The organism is Kitasatospora sp. NPDC001119 (genome assembly GCF_053598475.1).
Map to the genome: position 1 here is coordinate 201768 of NZ_JBSFKI010000012.1, position 15712 is coordinate 217479.

A 15712-nucleotide genomic window follows, 5' to 3' on the forward strand; every position below is an offset into this window, starting at 1 on the left:
TACTTCCCCGGGGGCGGTACGGGGCCCGGTAGACTTGCCGTCATGGCTATCTTCTCCGGGCAATAGCGGGCGGCGGCGCCGCGAGGGCCGCGCCGACCGCCGATGAAGCCCCCCTCATGCCAACCCGGCCCCGGGTCCGTCGCACCCGGCCGCCCGCCCACGTCCCAGGAGTAGTCCCCAGCCATGATTTCCGCCAACGCCCTCGAACTGCGTGCCGGTGCCCGGATCCTGATCGAGTCCGCGAGCTTCAAGGTCGCCGCCGGTGACCGGATCGGCCTGGTCGGCCGCAACGGCGCCGGCAAGACGACGCTCACCAAGGTGCTGGCCGGCGAGGGCCTGCCGGCCGCCGGAACCGTCACCCGTTCGGGCGAGGTCGGCTACCTCCCGCAGGACCCGCGCACCGGCGACCTGGACGTCCTCGCCAAGGACCGCATCCTGTCCGCCCGCGGCCTCGACACCGTGCTGAAGAAGATGCGCGAGAACGAGGACCGGATGGCCAACGGCCAGGGCGCCACCCGGGACAACGCGATGAAGAAGTACGCCCGGCTGGAGACCGAGTTCCTCACCAAGGGCGGGTACGCCGCCGAGGCCGAGGCCGCCACCATCGCCGCCGCGCTGGGTCTGCCGGACCGCATCCTCGCCCAGCCGCTGCACACCCTCTCCGGTGGTCAGCGCCGCCGCGTCGAGCTCGCCCGGATCCTCTTCTCGGACTCCGACGTGCTGCTGCTCGACGAGCCCACCAACCACCTGGACGCGGACTCGATCGTCTGGCTGCGGGACTTCCTGAAGACGTACAAGGGCGGCTTCATCGTCATCTCGCACGACGTCGACCTGGTCGAGACGGTCGTCAACAAGGTCTTCTACCTGGACGCCAACCGCTCCGCCATCGACGTCTACAACATGGGCTGGAAGCAGTACCAGCAGCAGCGCGAGGACGACGAGAAGCGCCGCAAGCGCGAGCGCGCCAACGCCGAGAAGAAGGCCGCGACCCTGAACGCGCAGGCCGACAAGATGCGCGCCAAGGCGACCAAGACGGTGGCCGCGCAGAACATGGCCCGCCGCGCCGACAAGCTGCTCTCCGGCCTGGAGCAGGTCCGGGTGAACGACAAGGTCGCCAAGCTGCGCTTCCCCGACCCGGCCCCCTGCGGCAAGACCCCGCTGACCGCCAGCGGCCTGTCCAAGTCCTACGGCTCGCTGGAGATCTTCACCGACGTCGACCTGGCGATCGACCGGGGCTCCCGGGTCGTCGTGCTGGGCTTCAACGGCGCCGGCAAGACCACCCTGCTGCGGATGCTGGCCGGGGTGGAGGCGCCGGACACCGGCGAGGTGATCCCGGGCCACGGCCTGAAGATCGGCTACTACGCCCAGGAGCACGAGACGCTCGACCCGGACCGCAGCGTCCTGGAGAACATGCGCTCGGCCGCGCCGGACACCGACCTGGTGCAGATCCGCAAGATCCTCGGCTCCTTCCTGTTCTCCGGGGACGACGTGGACAAGCCGGCCGGGGTGCTCTCCGGTGGTGAGAAGACCCGTCTGGCGCTGGCCACCCTGGTGGTCTCCTCCGCCAACGTGCTGCTGCTCGACGAGCCCACCAACAACCTCGACCCGGCCAGCCGCGAGGAGATCCTGGGCGCGCTGCGCGAGTTCTCCGGCGCCGTCGTGCTGGTCACCCACGACGAGGGCGCGGTCGAGGCGCTCGACCCGGAGCGGATCATCCTGCTGCCGGACGGCGTGGAGGACCTGTGGAACCCGGGCTACGCCGATCTGGTCTCGCTGGCCTGACCGGAAGTAGACGCGAGATCCGCTTTTTGGATGAGAATATCTAGTCCTTTCGGCGTGTCCGGGAATGAAGTAGACCTGGATTCCGTTTAAGGACTTTCCGTCGGCCCGCCACTCGATCGTGGTCGGGCCGACGCTGCTGATCAGCTCTTTTTCGGCAAACGGCGGCATCAGTCCGGGGGCGCGCACTCTGTGTGAGCGCCCTGCTGCGCTCGGATCACCACCGGTGGACCACGCAATTCCGACATCGACCTTGTCGAATGGGTGGCCAGGACGCGGTGGATGGGTGATCATGGGAATCTGACCGAGCAACGCTACGAGGAGGCACGGGTGGCCGAGACTCTGAAAAAGGGCAGCCGGGTGACCGGTGCCGCGCGTGAGAAGCTCGCGGCCGATCTCAAGAAGAAGTACGACTCCGGGGCGAGCATTCGCGCTCTCGCGGAGGAGACCGGTCGTTCGTACGGCTTCGTGCACCGGATGCTGAGCGAATCCGGAGTCATTCTCCGGGGCCGCGGCGGTGCCACGCGGGGCAAGAACAAAGCGACTGCCGGGGCCAGTTCCTGACGGTTCGTCAGCCATTGGCTGGATGACGCGGCGGCAGGACGCCGACCGAGGAGACGACGGTTGACCATTCAGCCGGGCGTCCGCCCTCGGGTCGTGTGGACCGGCCGCCGATCGTCATGTCCGGGGTGTCGTCCGTCCCCCGTTTTCCGAAGTCCGTTCATTTCTCCCGGGACCGTCTCCTTCGTTCCCCCGCCGAGTGTCCCGGGCCCCGTCGATCCTTCCCGGTCGGGGCCCCTGCCCTTGCGCGTCGAGGTTTGTTACTCTCCGGTAGCCACGTCCCTCGCCACCGGAGGTTCCCCGCATGACCGCTCCCGCCACCGACCCGCAGGCCCCGAGTTGGGAGCGGGACGGCGTCCGCCTGGAGATCCACGGTGAACTCGCCGTCGTGACCCTGTGCCGACCCAAGCGGCGCAACGCCCAGTCGCCGGCGCTCTGGCGCGCCCTCGCCGCCGCCGGGTGCGACCTTCCCGGCAGCGTCCGGGTGGTGCTGCTGCGCGCGGAGGGGGTCTCCTTCTCCGCCGGGCTGGACCGGGCCATGTTCACCCCCGAGGGCATCCCGGGCGAGCCCACCTTCCTCCAGCTCGCCGCCTCCTCCGATCAGGAGCTGGACGCCGCCATCGCCTCGTACCAGGAGGCCTTCACCTGGTGGCGCCGTCCGGACCTGGTCTCCGTCGCGGCGGTCCAGGGCCACGCCGTCGGCGCGGGCTTCCAGCTGGCCCTCGGCTGCGACCTGCGGGTGGTCGCCGAGGACGTCCGGTTCGCGATGAAGGAGACCTCGCTGGGCCTCGTCCCGGACCTGGCCGGCACCAAGCCGCTCACTGAACTCGTCGGCTACGCGCGGGCGCTGGAGATCTGCGCGACCGGCCGCTGGGTGGGGGCCGAGGAGGCCGCCGCGATCGGACTGGCCAACCTGGTGGTGCCGGGCGAGGAGCTGGACGCCGCCGCCCGGGACCTCGCGGCGGCCCTGCTGGCCGCTCCGCGCGGCGCGGTGATCGAGACCAAGGCGCTGCTGCAGGGCGCCGCCGGGCGCTCCTTCGACGAGCAGCGTTCGGCCGAACGGGCGGCGCAGGCCCGTCGGCTGCGGGAGCTCGCCGGGATCGGCGACTGACCGCACGGTGATGACGCGGGGCCCGGCCCGGGGAGATTCCCCCGGGCCGGGCCCTTTCCCGTGCCCCCGGCGGGCCGCCGGTGCTCGCCGGGCGGGGATCGTGGCGAAATGCCAGAGTTGGGGAGGTTTGCGATATAGCTGGTGCCGTACGACGGGAGAAGCACCCATGCCTGACACTCCGACGCCCGCGACCATGCCCAAGCACACCGGCAGCGGCAGCGCCCCGAACCCCGGTCCGCCGGGGGCCGGCGGCGGTACCAAGCCGGTGGGGGAGCGTGGCCGCACCGCGCTGGCCGTCGGCGTGGTGGAGAAGATCGCCGGGATGGCGGCCCGCGAGGTCGCCGGGATCCACGCGCTCGGCTCCGGGCTCGCCCGCACCTTCGGCGCGATGCGGGACCGGGTGCCCGGCGGCAAGCCCAGCGTCGGGCGGGGCATCAAGGCGGAGGTCGGCGAGAAGCAGACCGCGATCGACATCGCCCTGGTGGTGGAGTACGGCGTGGTCATTCCCGAACTCGCCCGCCAGGTGCGGGAGAACATCATCAACGCGGTGGAACGGATGACCGGCCTGGAGGTCGTCGAGGTCAACATCGCGGTCAACGACGTCCACCTCCCGGACGAACCGGAGTTCGAGGAGGAAGAGGAGCCGGTGGCGCCCTCCGGGCAGCGGCCGAAGCTCAAGTAGCGCGTTCGGCGGCGGGCCGACGGCGGACCCGGCGAGGCAGCGGGACACGAGGGAGTAGCGGATGAACCTGGCCATCGTCGGCCTGGTGGTGGGCATGGCCCTCGGCTTCGCCGGGTACTTCGGCGGGTTCGCGGCCTTCCTGCTGGTGGCCGCGCTCGGGCTGGTCGGATTCGTGCTCGGGCGCCTGCTGGAGGGCGACATCGAGCTGGGCGAACTCGGGGACCTGCTCCGCGGCCGCGACCGGCGCCGCTGATGGCGGGCCCCGCGTCGGCTCCGGCCGCGCTCTCCGGGTCGGGTGCCGTACCGGGCCCCGGCCCGGGTTCCGGGTCTGGTTCCGGTTCCGTGCCGGGGCGCCGGGGGCGGCTCCGGGTCGCCGACCGGGTGTACGCGCGGATCGCGGCCCGGGCCGTCCGGGAGGTGCTGACCGAGGCCTGGCCCGCCGGGCGGGCGAAGGGGGCGCCGCCGCACGTCTCGGTGACCGTACCGGGGAGCACGGTGACGGTCCGGGTGGCGGTCGAGCTGCCGTTCCCCTCGGACATCGCGGCGCTGGCCGGGGCTGTTCGGACGCGGATCGCGGAGCGGGTGGTGGGGCTGACCGGGACGAAGGTGTCGGAAGTCGTCGTCGTGGTCGAGAAGTTGGTGACGGGGGGCGCCTCGTGACCGAGGAGGTGCCCGGAACGGCGGCGGTGCCGGGGGCCCGGCCGGAGAAGGTCAGGCGGCTGCGGGCACCCCGTACGGCCGCGGCGGCCCTGGTGGCGACGGCGGTGCTGGTGGTGGCGGGGGCGCTGCTGTACGACGTGGTCGCCGTACGGGTGGGGCAGCCGGCGCGGCGGTGGCGGGCGCAGATCGCGGACGAGCTGGCGACCCGCCACCTCGACGACCTGGCGGTGCTGGTGGGGGCCGGAGCGGCGACCGCGCTCGGCGGGTGGCTGCTGTGGCTCGCCGTCGCGCCCGGGCTGCGACGGTGGCTCGTGCTGCGGCCCTACGGGGGGACGACCGCGGCCGTCGACCGGGCCGGGGTCGGACACCTGCTCGCGGACCGGGCGGCGGGCCTGGACGGGATCGACCGCCTGCGGATCCGGGTCGGGCGGCGGCGGGTCCGGATCTCGCTGGAGGGGGTGGCGGACCCGGCGCTGGTGCAGCGGCAGTTGCGGGATGAGCTGGAGCGGGTGGGGCTGGGGCGGCCGCTGCGGCTGGACGTGCGGACGGGGCGGGGGGCCGGGGGCGTGGTGGGGGAGGACCCGGGGGCGGGGACCACCGGTTCCGGGACGGGGGCCGGGGCGGCCGGCGGCGAGGGGGCGGCCGGGTGAGGAGGACGGTCGTCAACCGGGTGGTGCTGGGGGTGGTGGGGGCGGCGCTGCTGGCGGCCGGGGTGCTGGTGCTGGCGGGCGGGCTCGACCTGTACCGGCGGCTGGGCGTCCACCCGCCGCAGTGGTGGCCGCTCACCTCACCTGACCAGCCGGTGGTGAGCGCGCGGTCCCGGGGGCGGTGGGTGGCGTCGTCGTGGTGGTGGCCGACGGTGATCGGCGGACTGACCGCCCTGGTGGCGGGGATGGCGTGGTGGCTGGTGGCGCAGCTGCGGCGCAGCGGGCTGTCGAGCATCGCGGTGCCGACGCCGGGGGTGAGCGGGCTGCGGCTGCGGGTCGGCGCGCGGGCGTTGGAGGAGGCGCTGGAGAACGGGACGGCGGTGCTGCCGGACGTCGAACGGGCCGGGGTGCGGCTGGTGCGGGCGCCGGGGCACCCGAGGCTGCGCGGTGCGGTGCGGCTGCGGCCGGGCGGGGATCCGGCCGCGCTGGTGGAGCACTTCGAGGACGGGCCCCGGACGGACGCGTGCGGGAGCCTGCGGCTGGCGGAGCTGCCGGCCGACCTGCGGATCCGGGTCCTCCAGGCGGCCCACGCCGAGCCGCGGCCCGGGCGGGGGCGGCGCGGTCGGCGGGGGCGCGGGCCGGCGCGGGTGGAGTAGGCGGGTCGGGCTCAGAGGCCGCGGAGGGCGCCGCCGTCGACGGGGACCATGATGCCGGTCAGGTAGGAGGCGGCGGGGGAGAGCAGGAAGGCGGCGACCTTGCCGAACTCCTCGGGGGTGCCGTAGCGGCCCAGCGGGATCGAGGCGGTGGCCTGGGCGCGGGCCGCGTCGGGGTCGGCGGCGAGGCCGTCGAGCTCGCGGACCCGGTCGGTGTCGATCCGGGCCGGGAGCAGGCCGAGCACCCGGATGCCGCGGGGGCCGAGCTCGTCGGCGAGGGCCTTGGCGGCCATGGCGAGACCCGGGCGCAGACCGTTGGAGATGCCCAGGCCGGGGATCGGCTGGCGGACCGAGCTGGAGAGCACGAAGGCGATCACCCCGCCGTCGGGGAGCGCGGCGGCGGTGGCGCGGGCGAGGCGGAGGGCGCCGAGGAAGACGGACTCGAAGGCGTCCCGCCAGGCCTCCTCGGGGGTGGTCTCCACGGGGCCGGCCTGGGGGCCGCCGACGCTGATCAGGATGCCGTCGAGCCGGCCGAAGCGGTGCCGGGCCTCGGCGATGAGGCGCTCGGGGGTGTCGGGGTCGGCGTTGTCGGCGACGAGGCCGTGGGCGGTGCCGAGGGTCTCGAGTCCGGCGACGGCGGTGTCGACGGCTTGCCGGGTGCGGCCGCTGACGAGCACGCGGGCGCCGTCGGCGACGAGTTCGCGGGCGCTCGCGAGGCCGAGGCCCCGGGTGGCGCCGGTGACGATGTAGGCCTTGTCCTTCAGTCCGAGATCCATGGGGACATAGTGCCCGGTGTGGAGGGTGGGGAGCGGGTCGAGGGGGCTGGCGTTGACGCCGGGGGGAAGGTTTACGGTCGTCGTCGGAAGTGCGGGAGGAGTGGTTCGGCATGCGGATCGGGGAGTTGGCGGAGCGGGCGGGGACGACCACGCGGGCGTTGCGGTACTACGAGCAGTTGGGGTTGTTGCCGGCCCGGCGGGCGGGCAACGGGTACCGGGCGTACGACGAGGCGGACCTCAGGCTGCTGCGCGAGATCCGGATGCTGCAGGACTTCGGGTTCGGGCTGGAGGAGACCAGGCCGTTCGTGGAGTGCCTGCGGGCGGGGCACCCGGACGGGGACTCGTGTCCGGCCTCGCTGGAGGTGTACCGGCGGAAGCTGGGGGAGCTGGACGAGTGCATCGCCCGGCTCCAGGACGTAAGGGCGCAGGTGGCGGGGCAGTTCGACCGGGCCGTACGGGCGCGGGACGAGCTGGCTGCCGTCGAGGAACCGCCCCATTGTGAACTGGCGAAGGAGTAGACGGTGGTGGAGATCGCGGGTGTGCCGGCGGTGACGGACGAGACGTTCGCCGCGGAGGTGCTGGCGGCCGAGGGTCCGGTGCTGGTGGACTTCACGGCGGACTGGTGCCCGCCCTGCCGGATGATGGCGCCGGTGCTGGCGGACATCGCGCGGGAGGAGGCGCACCGGGTGCGGGTGGTGAGCCTGGACGTGGACCACAACCCGCGGACCCAGGCGGCGTACGGGGTGCTGTCGATGCCGACGCTGATGGTGTTCCGGGGCGGGCAGCCGGTGCGGTCGGTGGTGGGGGCGCGGGCGAAGGCGCGACTGCTGCGGGAGCTGGAGGACGTCCTCTAGGCGGGGACGGCGTCGAGCGGGACCTCGGCCTCGGCGGCCTGCTTGGCGCGGTCCTTGGCCTCGCGGCGGGCGAGGACCCAGACGCCGACCGGGATCATCGCGGTGAACAGCCACCACTGGATGGCGTAGGCCATGTGCGGGCCGATGTCGGAGTGGTTGGGCTCGGGGACCAGTTGGGGCTGGTCGGCCGGGGCCGGGGTGGTGCCGGCGAGTTCGAGGTAGCCGCCGAGGAGGGGGGCGCCGGTCCGCTTGGCCTGCTCGTCGGTGTTGATCAGGTTGAACTGGCGGTCGGGCAGGCCGGTGCGGTCCTTGATGCCGCTGGCGCCGTAGGTCTCCTCGGCGCGCAGGCGGCCGGTGAGGGCGACCTCGCCGGCCGGGGTGGCCGGGACGGGCGGGTACTCGGTGGCGCCGTTGCCGGAGGCGACCCAGCCGCGGTTGACCAGGAGGGTGCCCTTGCCGTCGGCGAGCCGGAACGGGGTCACGACGAAGTAGCCGATGGTCCCGCTGGAGTCGGTCCGCTTGCGGACCACGAACTCGTGTGCCGGGTCGTACTGTCCGGTGGCGGTCACCGTGCGCCAGGTGAGGTCCTTGGGGACCGCGAAGCCGGGGGTCGGCGACAGGGTGTCGAAGGGGACCGGCGCGGCCGTGAGGGCCTGGCCGATCAGCTCGTTCCGGGCCACCCGTGCCTCGTGGCGGTGAAGCTGCCAGAAGCCCAGCTTGATCGTCGCGGGGATCAGCAGCAGCGCGACCAGCATGGTGATCAGCCACTGTCGGGTCAGCAGAAAACGGTACACATGGGAACGGTACGCCGACCTCACAACGGGCTCACGCACCGGGGTGCGGGGCGACCTCGCGCAGCAGTTGGAGGAAGGCGTCCTCGCCGACGACGGGGGTGCCGACCTCGCGGGCCTTGCGGGCCTTGCCGCTCCAGCTGTCCGGCTCGTTGGTGACCAGCAGGCTGGTGAGGCGGCTCACCGAGGTGGCGATGTGCAGGCCGGCCTCGACCGCGCGGTCCTCCAGGACCTCGCGGTCGGTGGCGGTGTCGCCGGTGATGGCCACCCGCATGCCCTGGACCAGCGGCTTGCCGTCCTGCCAGCGCCCCGGGTTGGGGTACGGGCAGGGCGGGCGCTTCTTGGCCTGGCGGTACGAGGCGCCGGTCCAGTTGCCGCGGCCGGGGGCGGCGGGCTCCTCCTCGCCGAGGTCGGTGACCGCGACGCAGTTCTGCAGGGGCAGCGGCACGCCGCCGTCGCGGGCGAGGTGCAGGCTGGGGCGGAAGGCCTCGGCGAGCACCCGGGCGTCGTCCAGGGCGTTGTGGGCGTGGCGCTGCCGGACGCCGAAGTGGGCGGCGAGCGAGGACAGCTTGCCGTTGGGCAGCGGCAGGCGCAGGTCGCGGGAGAGGACCATGGTGCACAGCCGCTGCTCGACCGGGGCGCGCAGGCCGGCCCGGGAGAACTCGCGGGAGATCATGTTCCAGTCGAAGAGCGCGTTGTGCGCGACCAGGACGCGGTCGTGCAGGCGCGCGGCGAACTCCTCGGCGATCTGCGGGAAGGTCGGGGCGGTGGCGAGCAGCTCGGCGGTGAGGCCGTGGATCCAGACCGGGCCGGGGTCCCGCTCGGGGTTGACCAGGGTGTACCAGTGGTCGACGACCTCGCCGTCCGGGTCCAGCTGGTAGACGCCCGCCGAGATGACGCGGTCCGAGCGGCCGAGACCGGTGGTCTCGACGTCGACGACCGCGAAGCCCCCGGCGGGGGCGGCGGAGCGCTGCGCGGGGACCGGGGCGGTCCGCGGCGCTCCGTACGTCTCGGGCTGGATCGGTTGCATGGTCCAACAGGATAAGGGGCCGGGCGGGGGGCTCCGGCCGGAATGTTCCGACCGACCGGCCGGAATAGAGTGGTCAGCGGGGGTGTCGTACACCTGGTCGAGACCGTTCAGCTAAGGAACAGCGCATGCGTGCCACCGTGATTCACGGCCCCAACGACATCCGGATCGAAGAAGTCCCGGACCCGGTGATCCAGTACCCGACGGACGTGGTGCTCCGGGTGGTGAACGCCTGTATCTGCGGCAGCGACCTGTGGGCGTACCGCGGGGTCGCGCAGCGGGTGGCCGGGCAGCGGATCGGGCACGAGTTCCTCGGCGTGGTCGAGGAGGTCGGCGCCGAGGTGCGCGGCTTCGCCAAGGGCGACTTCGTGGTGGCGCCGTTCGTCTGGTCGGACGGCGTGTGTGACTTCTGTCTCGAAGGCCTCCAGACCTCCTGCCCGCACGGCGGGTTCTGGGGGCAGGTCGGTTCGGACGGCGGCCAGGGCGAGGCGGTGCGGGTGCCGTTCGCGGACGGGACGCTGGTGAAGCTGCCGAAGGAGGCGGCGGGCGACGAGAAGCTGCTGCCCGGGCTGCTGGCGCTGTCCGACGTGATGTCCACCGGGCACCACGCGGCGGTCTCGGCGCGGGTGCGGCCCGGGGCGACGGTCGCGGTGGTCGGCGACGGCGCGGTGGGCCTGTGCGGCGTCCTGGCGGCGCACCGGCTGGGCGCGGGCCGGATCATCGCGCTGGGCCGGCACACGGCCCGCACCGAGCTGGCCCGCCGCTTCGGTGCGACGGACGTGGTGGCGGAGCGCGGCGAGGCCGCGGTCGAGGCGGTGAAGGAGCTGACCGGCGGGCAGGGCGCGCACGCGGTGCTGGAGGCGGTCGGCACCGAGGAGTCGATGCGGACGGCCGTCTCGATAGCCCGGGACGGCGGCGCGGTGGGCTACGTCGGGGTGCCGCACGGCGGCAGCGCGGGCGTCGACATCGGTCAGATGTTCGGCCGGAACGTTTCGCTGAACGGCGGCGTCGCCCCGGCCCGCGCGTACATCCCCGAGCTGCTGCCGGACGTCCTCTCGGGCGCCATCGAGCCGGGCCTGGTCTTCGACCGGACCGTCGGCCTGGACGGCGTTCCGGACGGCTACCGCGCGATGGACGACCGCTCGGCCCTGAAGGTGCGGATCGCGTTCTGAGGCTTCGGCCTCCCGGCTCCGGCCCGTGCCGCCCCGTTCGGGGTGCGGCACGGGCCGGAGCCGTTCTCCGGGGAGGTTCCGGGGGCCGATCGTGGGCGGTGCGGTCGCTGGGATGGACTGTTTTTCGGCCAATCGGATGGTGCGAGGGGGTGAACGGTCGACTGATCGCGGTCAACCCCTTCCGGGGCGGGCAGGACGCTCCTAGCATTGCGCGGCGCACACCAGACATGTGACGCCCCTCACGTTCGATCGTTCCCCCCGTGTGACAAATACGCCGAAGGAGTGAGACAGCGTGGATTCGCCGCCGCTCACCACCACCGCCGCCACGGAAGCCCAACTCATCGACGACAGCGAGGAGTTCCGTACGCTGCGGCGCTCGTTCCGGAGCTTCGCCTTCCCGGTCACCATCGGCTTCGTGCTCTGGTACCTGTTCTACGTCCTGCTCTCCTGCTACGCCCCGGGACTGATGCGCACCAAGGTCCTCGGGCACGTCAACGTGGCCCTGGTCCTCGGGCTGCTGCAGTTCGTGACCACCTTCGCCATCGCCGCCTGGTACGCCCGCTACGCGGACCGGCGGATCGACCCGCCCGCCGCGGCGATCCGCGAGGCGCACGGCGCCGTCGTCCACGCTCCCCGGGAGTCCGCCGAATGAGCCTGCTCGCCAGCTCCGCCACCGAGCACCGCGGCCTGACGATGGCCCTGTTCGGCGTGTTCGTCCTCGCCACCCTCGGCATCACCGTCTGGGCCGGGCGGCAGACCAGGAGCGCCGCCGACTTCTACGCCGGCGGCCGCGGCTTCACCGGCTTCCAGAACGGCCTGGCCATCTCCGGCGACTACATGTCCGCCGCCTCCTTCCTCGGCATCGCCGGGACCATCGCGCTCAGCGGCTACGACGGCTTCCTCTACTCGATCGGCTTCCTGGTCGCCTGGCTGGTCGCCCTGCTGCTGATCGCCGAACCGCTGCGCAACTCCGGCCGCTTCACGATGGCGGACGTGCTCGCGTTCCGGATGCGCCAGCGCCCGGTGCGCACCGCGGCGGGCGTCTCCACCATCGTGGTGTCGATCTTCTACCTGCTCGCCCAGATGGTCGGCGCCGGCACCCTGGTGGCCCTGCTGCTGGGGGCCGAGGGGGGCGCCGCCAAGCGCTGGACCATCGTCGGGGTCGGCGCGCTGATGATCGTCTACGTGGTGATAGGAGGGATGAAGGGCACCACCTGGGTGCAGATCGTCAAGGCGGTGCTGCTGATCGCCGGCGCCGCGCTGATGACCGTCCTGGTGCTGGCCAAGTACCACTTCAACCCCTCCGAACTGCTCGGCGCGGCGGCGAGCGCGAGCGGCAAGGGCGAGGCCTTCCTCCAACCGGGACAGAAGTACGGCAGCGGCACCGCCAAGCTCGACTTCATCAGCCTCGGCATCGCGCTGGTGCTCGGCACCGCCGGCCTGCCGCACATCCTGGTCCGCTTCTACACCGTGCCCACCGCCAAGGCGGCCCGGAAGTCGGTGCTCTGGGCGATCGGCATCATCGGCGTCTTCTACCTGATGACCCTGGCGCTCGGCTTCGGCGCGGCCGCGCTGGTCGGCTCCAAGGCGATCAAGGCGGCGAACGCGGCGGGCAACACCGCGGCCCCGCAGCTGGCCGAGGCGCTCGGCGGGGGCGCCGGGAGCACCGGCGGCGCGATCCTGCTCGCGGTGATCTCGGCGGTCGCCTTCGCCACCATCCTGGCCGTGGTCGCCGGGCTCACGCTCGCCTCCTCGGCCTCCTTCGCCCACGACCTCTACGCCAACGTGATCCGGCGCGGGAAGGCGAGCGAGAAGGAGGAGGTGCGGTCGGCGAAGTGGGCCGCGGTCGCGATCGGGGCGGTGGCGATCGTGCTCAGCCTCTTCGCGGACAAGCTCAACACCGCCGCCCTGGTCGCGCTGGCCTTCGCCGTCGCCGCCTCGGCGAACCTGCCCACCCTGCTCTACTCGCTGTTCTGGAAGCGCTTCACCACCGTCGGCGCGGTCAGCTCGGTCTACGCCGGACTGCTCACCTCGGTGACGCTGGTGGTCTTCTCCCCGGTGGTCTCCGGCGCGAAGACCTCGCTCTTCCCGCACTCCGACTTCCACTGGTTCCCGCTGGAGAACCCCGGCCTGGTCTCCATCCCGGTCGGCTTCCTGGCCGGCTGGCTCGGCACGCTGCTGTCCAGGGAACGCCCCGACGCGGCGAAGTACGCTGAACTGGAGGTCCGCTCGCTGACCGGGCTGGGCGCCCACTGATCGTCCCGCGATGACTATGCTGGCCCGGCCCGCCGTGACGGTGGCCGGGCCGGCCGCATCTCGGGGAAGGACGAACGTGCTGCTCGACACCTTCGGACGCCAGGCCGTCGACCTGAGGGTCTCCCTCACGGACCGCTGCAACCTGCGCTGCACCTACTGCATGCCCGAGGAGGGCCTGCGGTGGCTGGCCAAGCCCGAGCTGCTGACCGACGAGGAGATCGTCCGGCTGGTCACCGTGGCCGTGCGCGACCTGGGCGTGCGCGAGGTCCGCTTCACCGGCGGCGAGCCGCTGCTGCGTCCCGGACTGGTCGCCGTCGTCGCCGCCTGCTCGGAGCTGGAGCCGCGCCCGGAGCTCTCGCTGACCACCAACGGCATCGGACTGGCCCGCACCGCGACGGCGCTGCGCGAGGCCGGCCTCGACCGGGTCAACGTCTCGCTGGACACCCTCGACCCCGAGGTGTTCCACACCCTCACCCGCCGCCACCGCCACCAGGACGTCCTGGACGGGCTGGCCGCCGCCGAGGCCGCCGGGCTGGCACCGGTGAAGCTGAACGCGGTGCTGATGCGCGGGGTCAACGACCACGAGGCGGCCGACCTGCTGGCCTGGTGCCTGGAGCGGGGCTACGAGCTGCGCTTCATCGAGCAGATGCCGCTGGACGCCCAGCACGGCTGGGACCGTACGTCGATGGTCACCGCGACGGAGATCCTGGACCTGCTGCGCACCCGCTTCACGCTCACCCCGGAGCCGTCCGCGAGCCGGGGCGCGGCACCCGCCGAGCGCTGGCTGGTGGACGGCGGCCCGGGCCGGGTGGGCGTGATCGCCTCGGTCACCCGGCCGTTCTGCCGGGCCTGCGACCGCACCCGGCTGACCGCCGACGGCCAGGTGCGCAACTGCCTGTTCGCGACCGGCGAGACCGACCTGCGCACCGCGCTGCGCTCCGGCGCGGACGACGCCGAACTGGCCGCGCTGTGGCGGGCGGCGATGTGGGGCAAGAAGGCCGGGGCCGGGATCGACGACCCGGAGTTCCTCCAGCCCGAGCGGCCGATGTCCGCGATCGGCGGCTGAGCGGGCCGAGCGGGCCGAGCGGGTTGGGCCGGTTGAGCCGGTCGGGCAGGCGCTAGGCCGGCTTCCCGGAGCCCTCGGCGGGCTCGGGGGTCCAGTCGGCGAAGGCGACGACCTCCTTGAGGAAGCCGCGCACCGAGAGGAACTGGGACAGGTGCTCGCGGTGCCCGTCGCAGGCGAGCCAGGTCTTGCGGCGGTCCGGGGTGTGCAGCTTGGGGTTGTTCCACACCAGCACCCAGCCGGCGTCCGTCCGGCAGCCCTTGGCGGAGCAGATCGGCGTCTGCGGGGTGTCCATCGGGCCGTCCTCAGCGATTGGCGGGTGGGTCTGCACCGCCAGTCTGTCACGCCCGTCCGGGCCGACCGGATCCGGGCATGGCGACGCCGGGCAGCCACGGGGGGAGCCGCCCGGCGTCGGTCCGTCGCTCCGACGGGGGATGCGGAGCGCGTACGCAGTATGTCACGCCAAGACCCTCGGATGGGGAGGTCTTGCATGATTAATCTGAGCTTCTTTTGAGCTTTCGCTGAGCCGGACGGGGGTGAAGCGGCACGAAACGGACGGTCAGTCCACGTCCTGTGAAGGATCGGTGGGAACGGCCTTTGCCTCTCCTGTACCAGCCTTCGCACCAGCCCCACCCGTCCCACCGGGGCCGAGCATCAGCGGGGTGTCCAGCGGGATGTCGAAGGTGCTCGGCAGCCCCGGGGCCCGCTCCCGGCCCGCGTTGGCGATCAGCACCGCGAAGTACGGCAGCAGGACGGCGCCCGCCAGCGCCGCGAACGCCAGCCAGCGCTGGACGTCCCACAGCACCACCGCGAGCAGCACGCAGACCGTGCGGAGCAGCATCGAGATGACGTAGCGGCGCTGGCGTCCCCGGACGTCCTCGGTGAGGCTGCTGCGCGCCCCCGTGATCCGGAAGACCTGCCCGTCGTCGGCGCTCTTGCCCATGTGTCCTACCGCCCTCGTCGCGCACCCGCGCGCCTGGCCGCGCGGCCTCCTCACGGTACGCCCGGGCGCACCCGGCGACGAGACCGGGTGGGCCGCACCCACCCGGTCGGGTACGCGAAGGGCCTGTCCGGCGGAGCGGACAGGCCCTCGGCGGTGCGGCGCGGAGCTAGGAGCGGCGGGAGAGGTACCGCGGGGGCACGGCGTCGGTGAGCCAGACGCCGTTCTCGCTGAGCCGGAACTCGTGGCCGGCCGCCGTCATCGCCGCCGCGTTCACGGTCAGCACCACCGGACGGCCGTGCCGGGCGCCGACCCCGGTGGCCGTCCCGGTGTCCGCCGAGAGGTGGACGTCCTGGCGGGCCATCGGGCGCAGGCCCTCGCGGAAGATCGCCGCCAGGTGCCGGTCGGCGGTGCCGTGGTAGAGCACGGGCGGCGGCACGGTGGCGGTCAGGCCGAGGTCGACCGCCACCGTGTGGCCCTGGTTGGCGCGGATCGAGAGACCGTCCGGCGAGTAGCCGAAGCGGCGCTTGTTGTTGGTCGCCACGACGTGGTCCAGCTCGGCGCGGGTGAGCGGCCGGCCCCGGGCGGCGAGCCCGGCGAGCAGCTCGTCGACCCGGACCCAGCCGGACGCGTCCAGCGCGACCCCCGCCAGCCCGGGCTCGTGCCGCAGGATCCGCGACAGCATCTTGCTCGACCTGACCAGGCGCTTCTCGTCCATCATGTCTCTCGTATCCCCCGTC

The 15712-nt window shown here is 73.1% G+C and carries 20 protein-coding genes; 14 read left to right on the top strand and 6 right to left on the bottom strand.

What is annotated here, in order from left to right:
- The first annotated feature begins 183 nt into the window (after nt 1–183).
- The 8 genes from ACWDD9_RS17565 (at nt 184) to ACWDD9_RS17600 (ending at nt 6096) form a co-directional block, all read left to right on the top strand.
- Entirely contained in the window at nt 184–1782 is a 1599-nt protein-coding gene (locus ACWDD9_RS17565) for an ABC-F family ATP-binding cassette domain-containing protein (protein ID WP_049658446.1), read from the top strand.
- Nucleotides 1783–2109: 327 nt separating this feature from the next.
- Nucleotides 2110–2343, top strand: coding sequence for a helix-turn-helix domain-containing protein (locus ACWDD9_RS17570; protein ID WP_049658450.1), 234 nt, complete (start codon nt 2110–2112; stop codon nt 2341–2343).
- 301 nt (nt 2344–2644) lie between these two features.
- Nucleotides 2645–3451 carry an enoyl-CoA hydratase/isomerase family protein gene (locus ACWDD9_RS17575; protein ID WP_449811978.1) on the top strand — a complete coding sequence of 269 codons (807 nt, stop codon included), beginning with the start codon at nt 2645–2647 and terminating at the stop codon, nt 3449–3451.
- 193 nt (nt 3452–3644) lie between these two features.
- On the top strand, nt 3645–4133 hold the full coding sequence (locus tag ACWDD9_RS17580) for an Asp23/Gls24 family envelope stress response protein (RefSeq protein WP_449811991.1): 489 nt from the start codon (nt 3645–3647) through the stop codon (nt 4131–4133).
- A 61-nt stretch (nt 4134–4194) separates the two neighbouring features.
- Nucleotides 4195–4386, top strand: coding sequence for a hypothetical protein (locus ACWDD9_RS17585; RefSeq protein ID WP_049658455.1), 192 nt, complete (start codon nt 4195–4197; stop codon nt 4384–4386).
- A gap of 89 nt (nt 4387–4475) precedes the next feature.
- Entirely contained in the window at nt 4476–4793 is a 318-nt protein-coding gene (locus ACWDD9_RS17590; RefSeq protein WP_380777735.1) for an Asp23/Gls24 family envelope stress response protein, read from the top strand.
- A complete protein-coding gene (locus ACWDD9_RS17595; RefSeq protein ID WP_380737359.1) occupies nt 4790–5443 on the top strand; it encodes a DUF6286 domain-containing protein in 654 nt (217 codons plus the stop codon). The genes ACWDD9_RS17590 and ACWDD9_RS17595 overlap by 4 nt, the downstream gene beginning before the upstream one ends.
- Nucleotides 5440–6096 carry an alkaline shock response membrane anchor protein AmaP gene (locus ACWDD9_RS17600; protein ID WP_449811979.1) on the top strand — a complete coding sequence of 219 codons (657 nt, stop codon included), beginning with the start codon at nt 5440–5442 and terminating at the stop codon, nt 6094–6096. Before ACWDD9_RS17595 ends, ACWDD9_RS17600 begins: the two co-directional genes overlap by 4 nt.
- A gap of 11 nt (nt 6097–6107) precedes the next feature.
- On the opposite strand, the gene ACWDD9_RS17605 is transcribed toward ACWDD9_RS17600, so the two are convergent.
- The gene (locus tag ACWDD9_RS17605; RefSeq protein WP_049653500.1) at nt 6108–6869 is read right to left on the bottom strand and encodes an SDR family oxidoreductase; all 762 of its coding nucleotides are present in this window, start codon (nt 6867–6869) and stop codon (nt 6108–6110) included.
- 110 nt (nt 6870–6979) lie between these two features.
- On the opposite strand from ACWDD9_RS17605, the gene ACWDD9_RS17610 reads away from it, so the two are divergent.
- Together ACWDD9_RS17610 and trxA are read left to right on the top strand one after the other, a co-directional pair.
- Entirely contained in the window at nt 6980–7387 is a 408-nt protein-coding gene (locus tag ACWDD9_RS17610) for a MerR family transcriptional regulator (RefSeq protein WP_449811980.1), read from the top strand.
- A gap of 3 nt (nt 7388–7390) precedes the next feature.
- Entirely contained in the window at nt 7391–7723 is a 333-nt protein-coding gene (gene trxA, locus ACWDD9_RS17615; RefSeq protein ID WP_049653505.1) for a thioredoxin, read from the top strand.
- Here trxA and ACWDD9_RS17620 read toward each other — a convergent pair.
- Nucleotides 7720–8517 carry an SURF1 family cytochrome oxidase biogenesis protein gene (locus ACWDD9_RS17620; protein WP_074001604.1) on the bottom strand — a complete coding sequence of 266 codons (798 nt, stop codon included), beginning with the start codon at nt 8515–8517 and terminating at the stop codon, nt 7720–7722. The genes trxA and ACWDD9_RS17620 overlap by 4 nt on opposite strands.
- Nucleotides 8518–8548: 31 nt before the next feature.
- Complete coding sequence (locus tag ACWDD9_RS17625; protein WP_074001603.1) at nt 8549–9544, bottom strand: DEDDh family exonuclease; 996 nt, start codon at nt 9542–9544, stop codon at nt 8549–8551.
- A 125-nt stretch (nt 9545–9669) separates the two neighbouring features.
- Between ACWDD9_RS17625 and ACWDD9_RS17630 the strand changes: the two genes are divergently transcribed.
- From ACWDD9_RS17630 to moaA, 4 genes are all read left to right on the top strand, one after another.
- Entirely contained in the window at nt 9670–10713 is a 1044-nt protein-coding gene (locus ACWDD9_RS17630) for a zinc-dependent alcohol dehydrogenase family protein (RefSeq protein ID WP_049653512.1), read from the top strand.
- A 292-nt stretch (nt 10714–11005) separates the two neighbouring features.
- A complete protein-coding gene (locus ACWDD9_RS17635) occupies nt 11006–11365 on the top strand; it encodes a DUF485 domain-containing protein (RefSeq protein ID WP_049653515.1) in 360 nt (119 codons plus the stop codon).
- On the top strand, nt 11362–12969 hold the full coding sequence (locus ACWDD9_RS17640) for a solute symporter family protein (protein WP_049653517.1): 1608 nt from the start codon (nt 11362–11364) through the stop codon (nt 12967–12969). The genes ACWDD9_RS17635 and ACWDD9_RS17640 overlap by 4 nt, the downstream gene beginning before the upstream one ends.
- A 76-nt stretch (nt 12970–13045) precedes the next feature.
- A complete protein-coding gene (gene moaA, locus ACWDD9_RS17645) occupies nt 13046–14035 on the top strand; it encodes a GTP 3',8-cyclase MoaA (protein WP_049653518.1) in 990 nt (329 codons plus the stop codon).
- A gap of 52 nt (nt 14036–14087) precedes the next feature.
- Here moaA and ACWDD9_RS17650 read toward each other — a convergent pair whose 3' ends face one another.
- From ACWDD9_RS17650 to ACWDD9_RS17660, 3 genes are all read right to left on the bottom strand, one after another.
- Nucleotides 14088–14327, bottom strand: coding sequence for a hypothetical protein (locus tag ACWDD9_RS17650; protein WP_049653520.1), 240 nt, complete (start codon nt 14325–14327; stop codon nt 14088–14090).
- A 264-nt stretch (nt 14328–14591) separates the two neighbouring features.
- On the bottom strand, nt 14592–14975 hold the full coding sequence (locus ACWDD9_RS17655) for a DUF3099 domain-containing protein (protein WP_049653522.1): 384 nt from the start codon (nt 14973–14975) through the stop codon (nt 14592–14594).
- A gap of 166 nt (nt 14976–15141) precedes the next feature.
- Nucleotides 15142–15690, bottom strand: coding sequence for an RNA 2'-phosphotransferase (locus tag ACWDD9_RS17660; protein ID WP_074002096.1), 549 nt, complete (start codon nt 15688–15690; stop codon nt 15142–15144).
- Nucleotides 15691–15712: the final 22 nt, after the last annotated feature.

Coding starts and splice junctions, on each gene's coding strand:
- ACWDD9_RS17565 (WP_049658446.1), top strand. CDS start 184: ATGATTTCCGCCAACGCCCTCGAACTGCGTGCCGGTGCCCGGATCCTG.
- ACWDD9_RS17575 (WP_449811978.1), top strand. CDS start 2,645: ATGACCGCTCCCGCCACCGACCCGCAGGCCCCGAGTTGGGAGCGGGAC.
- ACWDD9_RS17580 (WP_449811991.1), top strand. CDS start 3,645: ATGCCCAAGCACACCGGCAGCGGCAGCGCCCCGAACCCCGGTCCGCCG.
- ACWDD9_RS17585 (WP_049658455.1), top strand. CDS start 4,195: ATGAACCTGGCCATCGTCGGCCTGGTGGTGGGCATGGCCCTCGGCTTC.
- ACWDD9_RS17605 (WP_049653500.1), bottom strand. CDS start 6,869: ATGGATCTCGGACTGAAGGACAAGGCCTACATCGTCACCGGCGCCACC.
- ACWDD9_RS17610 (WP_449811980.1), top strand. CDS start 6,980: ATGCGGATCGGGGAGTTGGCGGAGCGGGCGGGGACGACCACGCGGGCG.
- ACWDD9_RS17625 (WP_074001603.1), bottom strand. CDS start 9,544: ATGCAACCGATCCAGCCCGAGACGTACGGAGCGCCGCGGACCGCCCCG.
- ACWDD9_RS17630 (WP_049653512.1), top strand. CDS start 9,670: ATGCGTGCCACCGTGATTCACGGCCCCAACGACATCCGGATCGAAGAA.
- ACWDD9_RS17640 (WP_049653517.1), top strand. CDS start 11,362: ATGAGCCTGCTCGCCAGCTCCGCCACCGAGCACCGCGGCCTGACGATG.
- ACWDD9_RS17650 (WP_049653520.1), bottom strand. CDS start 14,327: ATGGACACCCCGCAGACGCCGATCTGCTCCGCCAAGGGCTGCCGGACG.
- ACWDD9_RS17655 (WP_049653522.1), bottom strand. CDS start 14,975: ATGGGCAAGAGCGCCGACGACGGGCAGGTCTTCCGGATCACGGGGGCG.
- ACWDD9_RS17660 (WP_074002096.1), bottom strand. CDS start 15,690: ATGGACGAGAAGCGCCTGGTCAGGTCGAGCAAGATGCTGTCGCGGATC.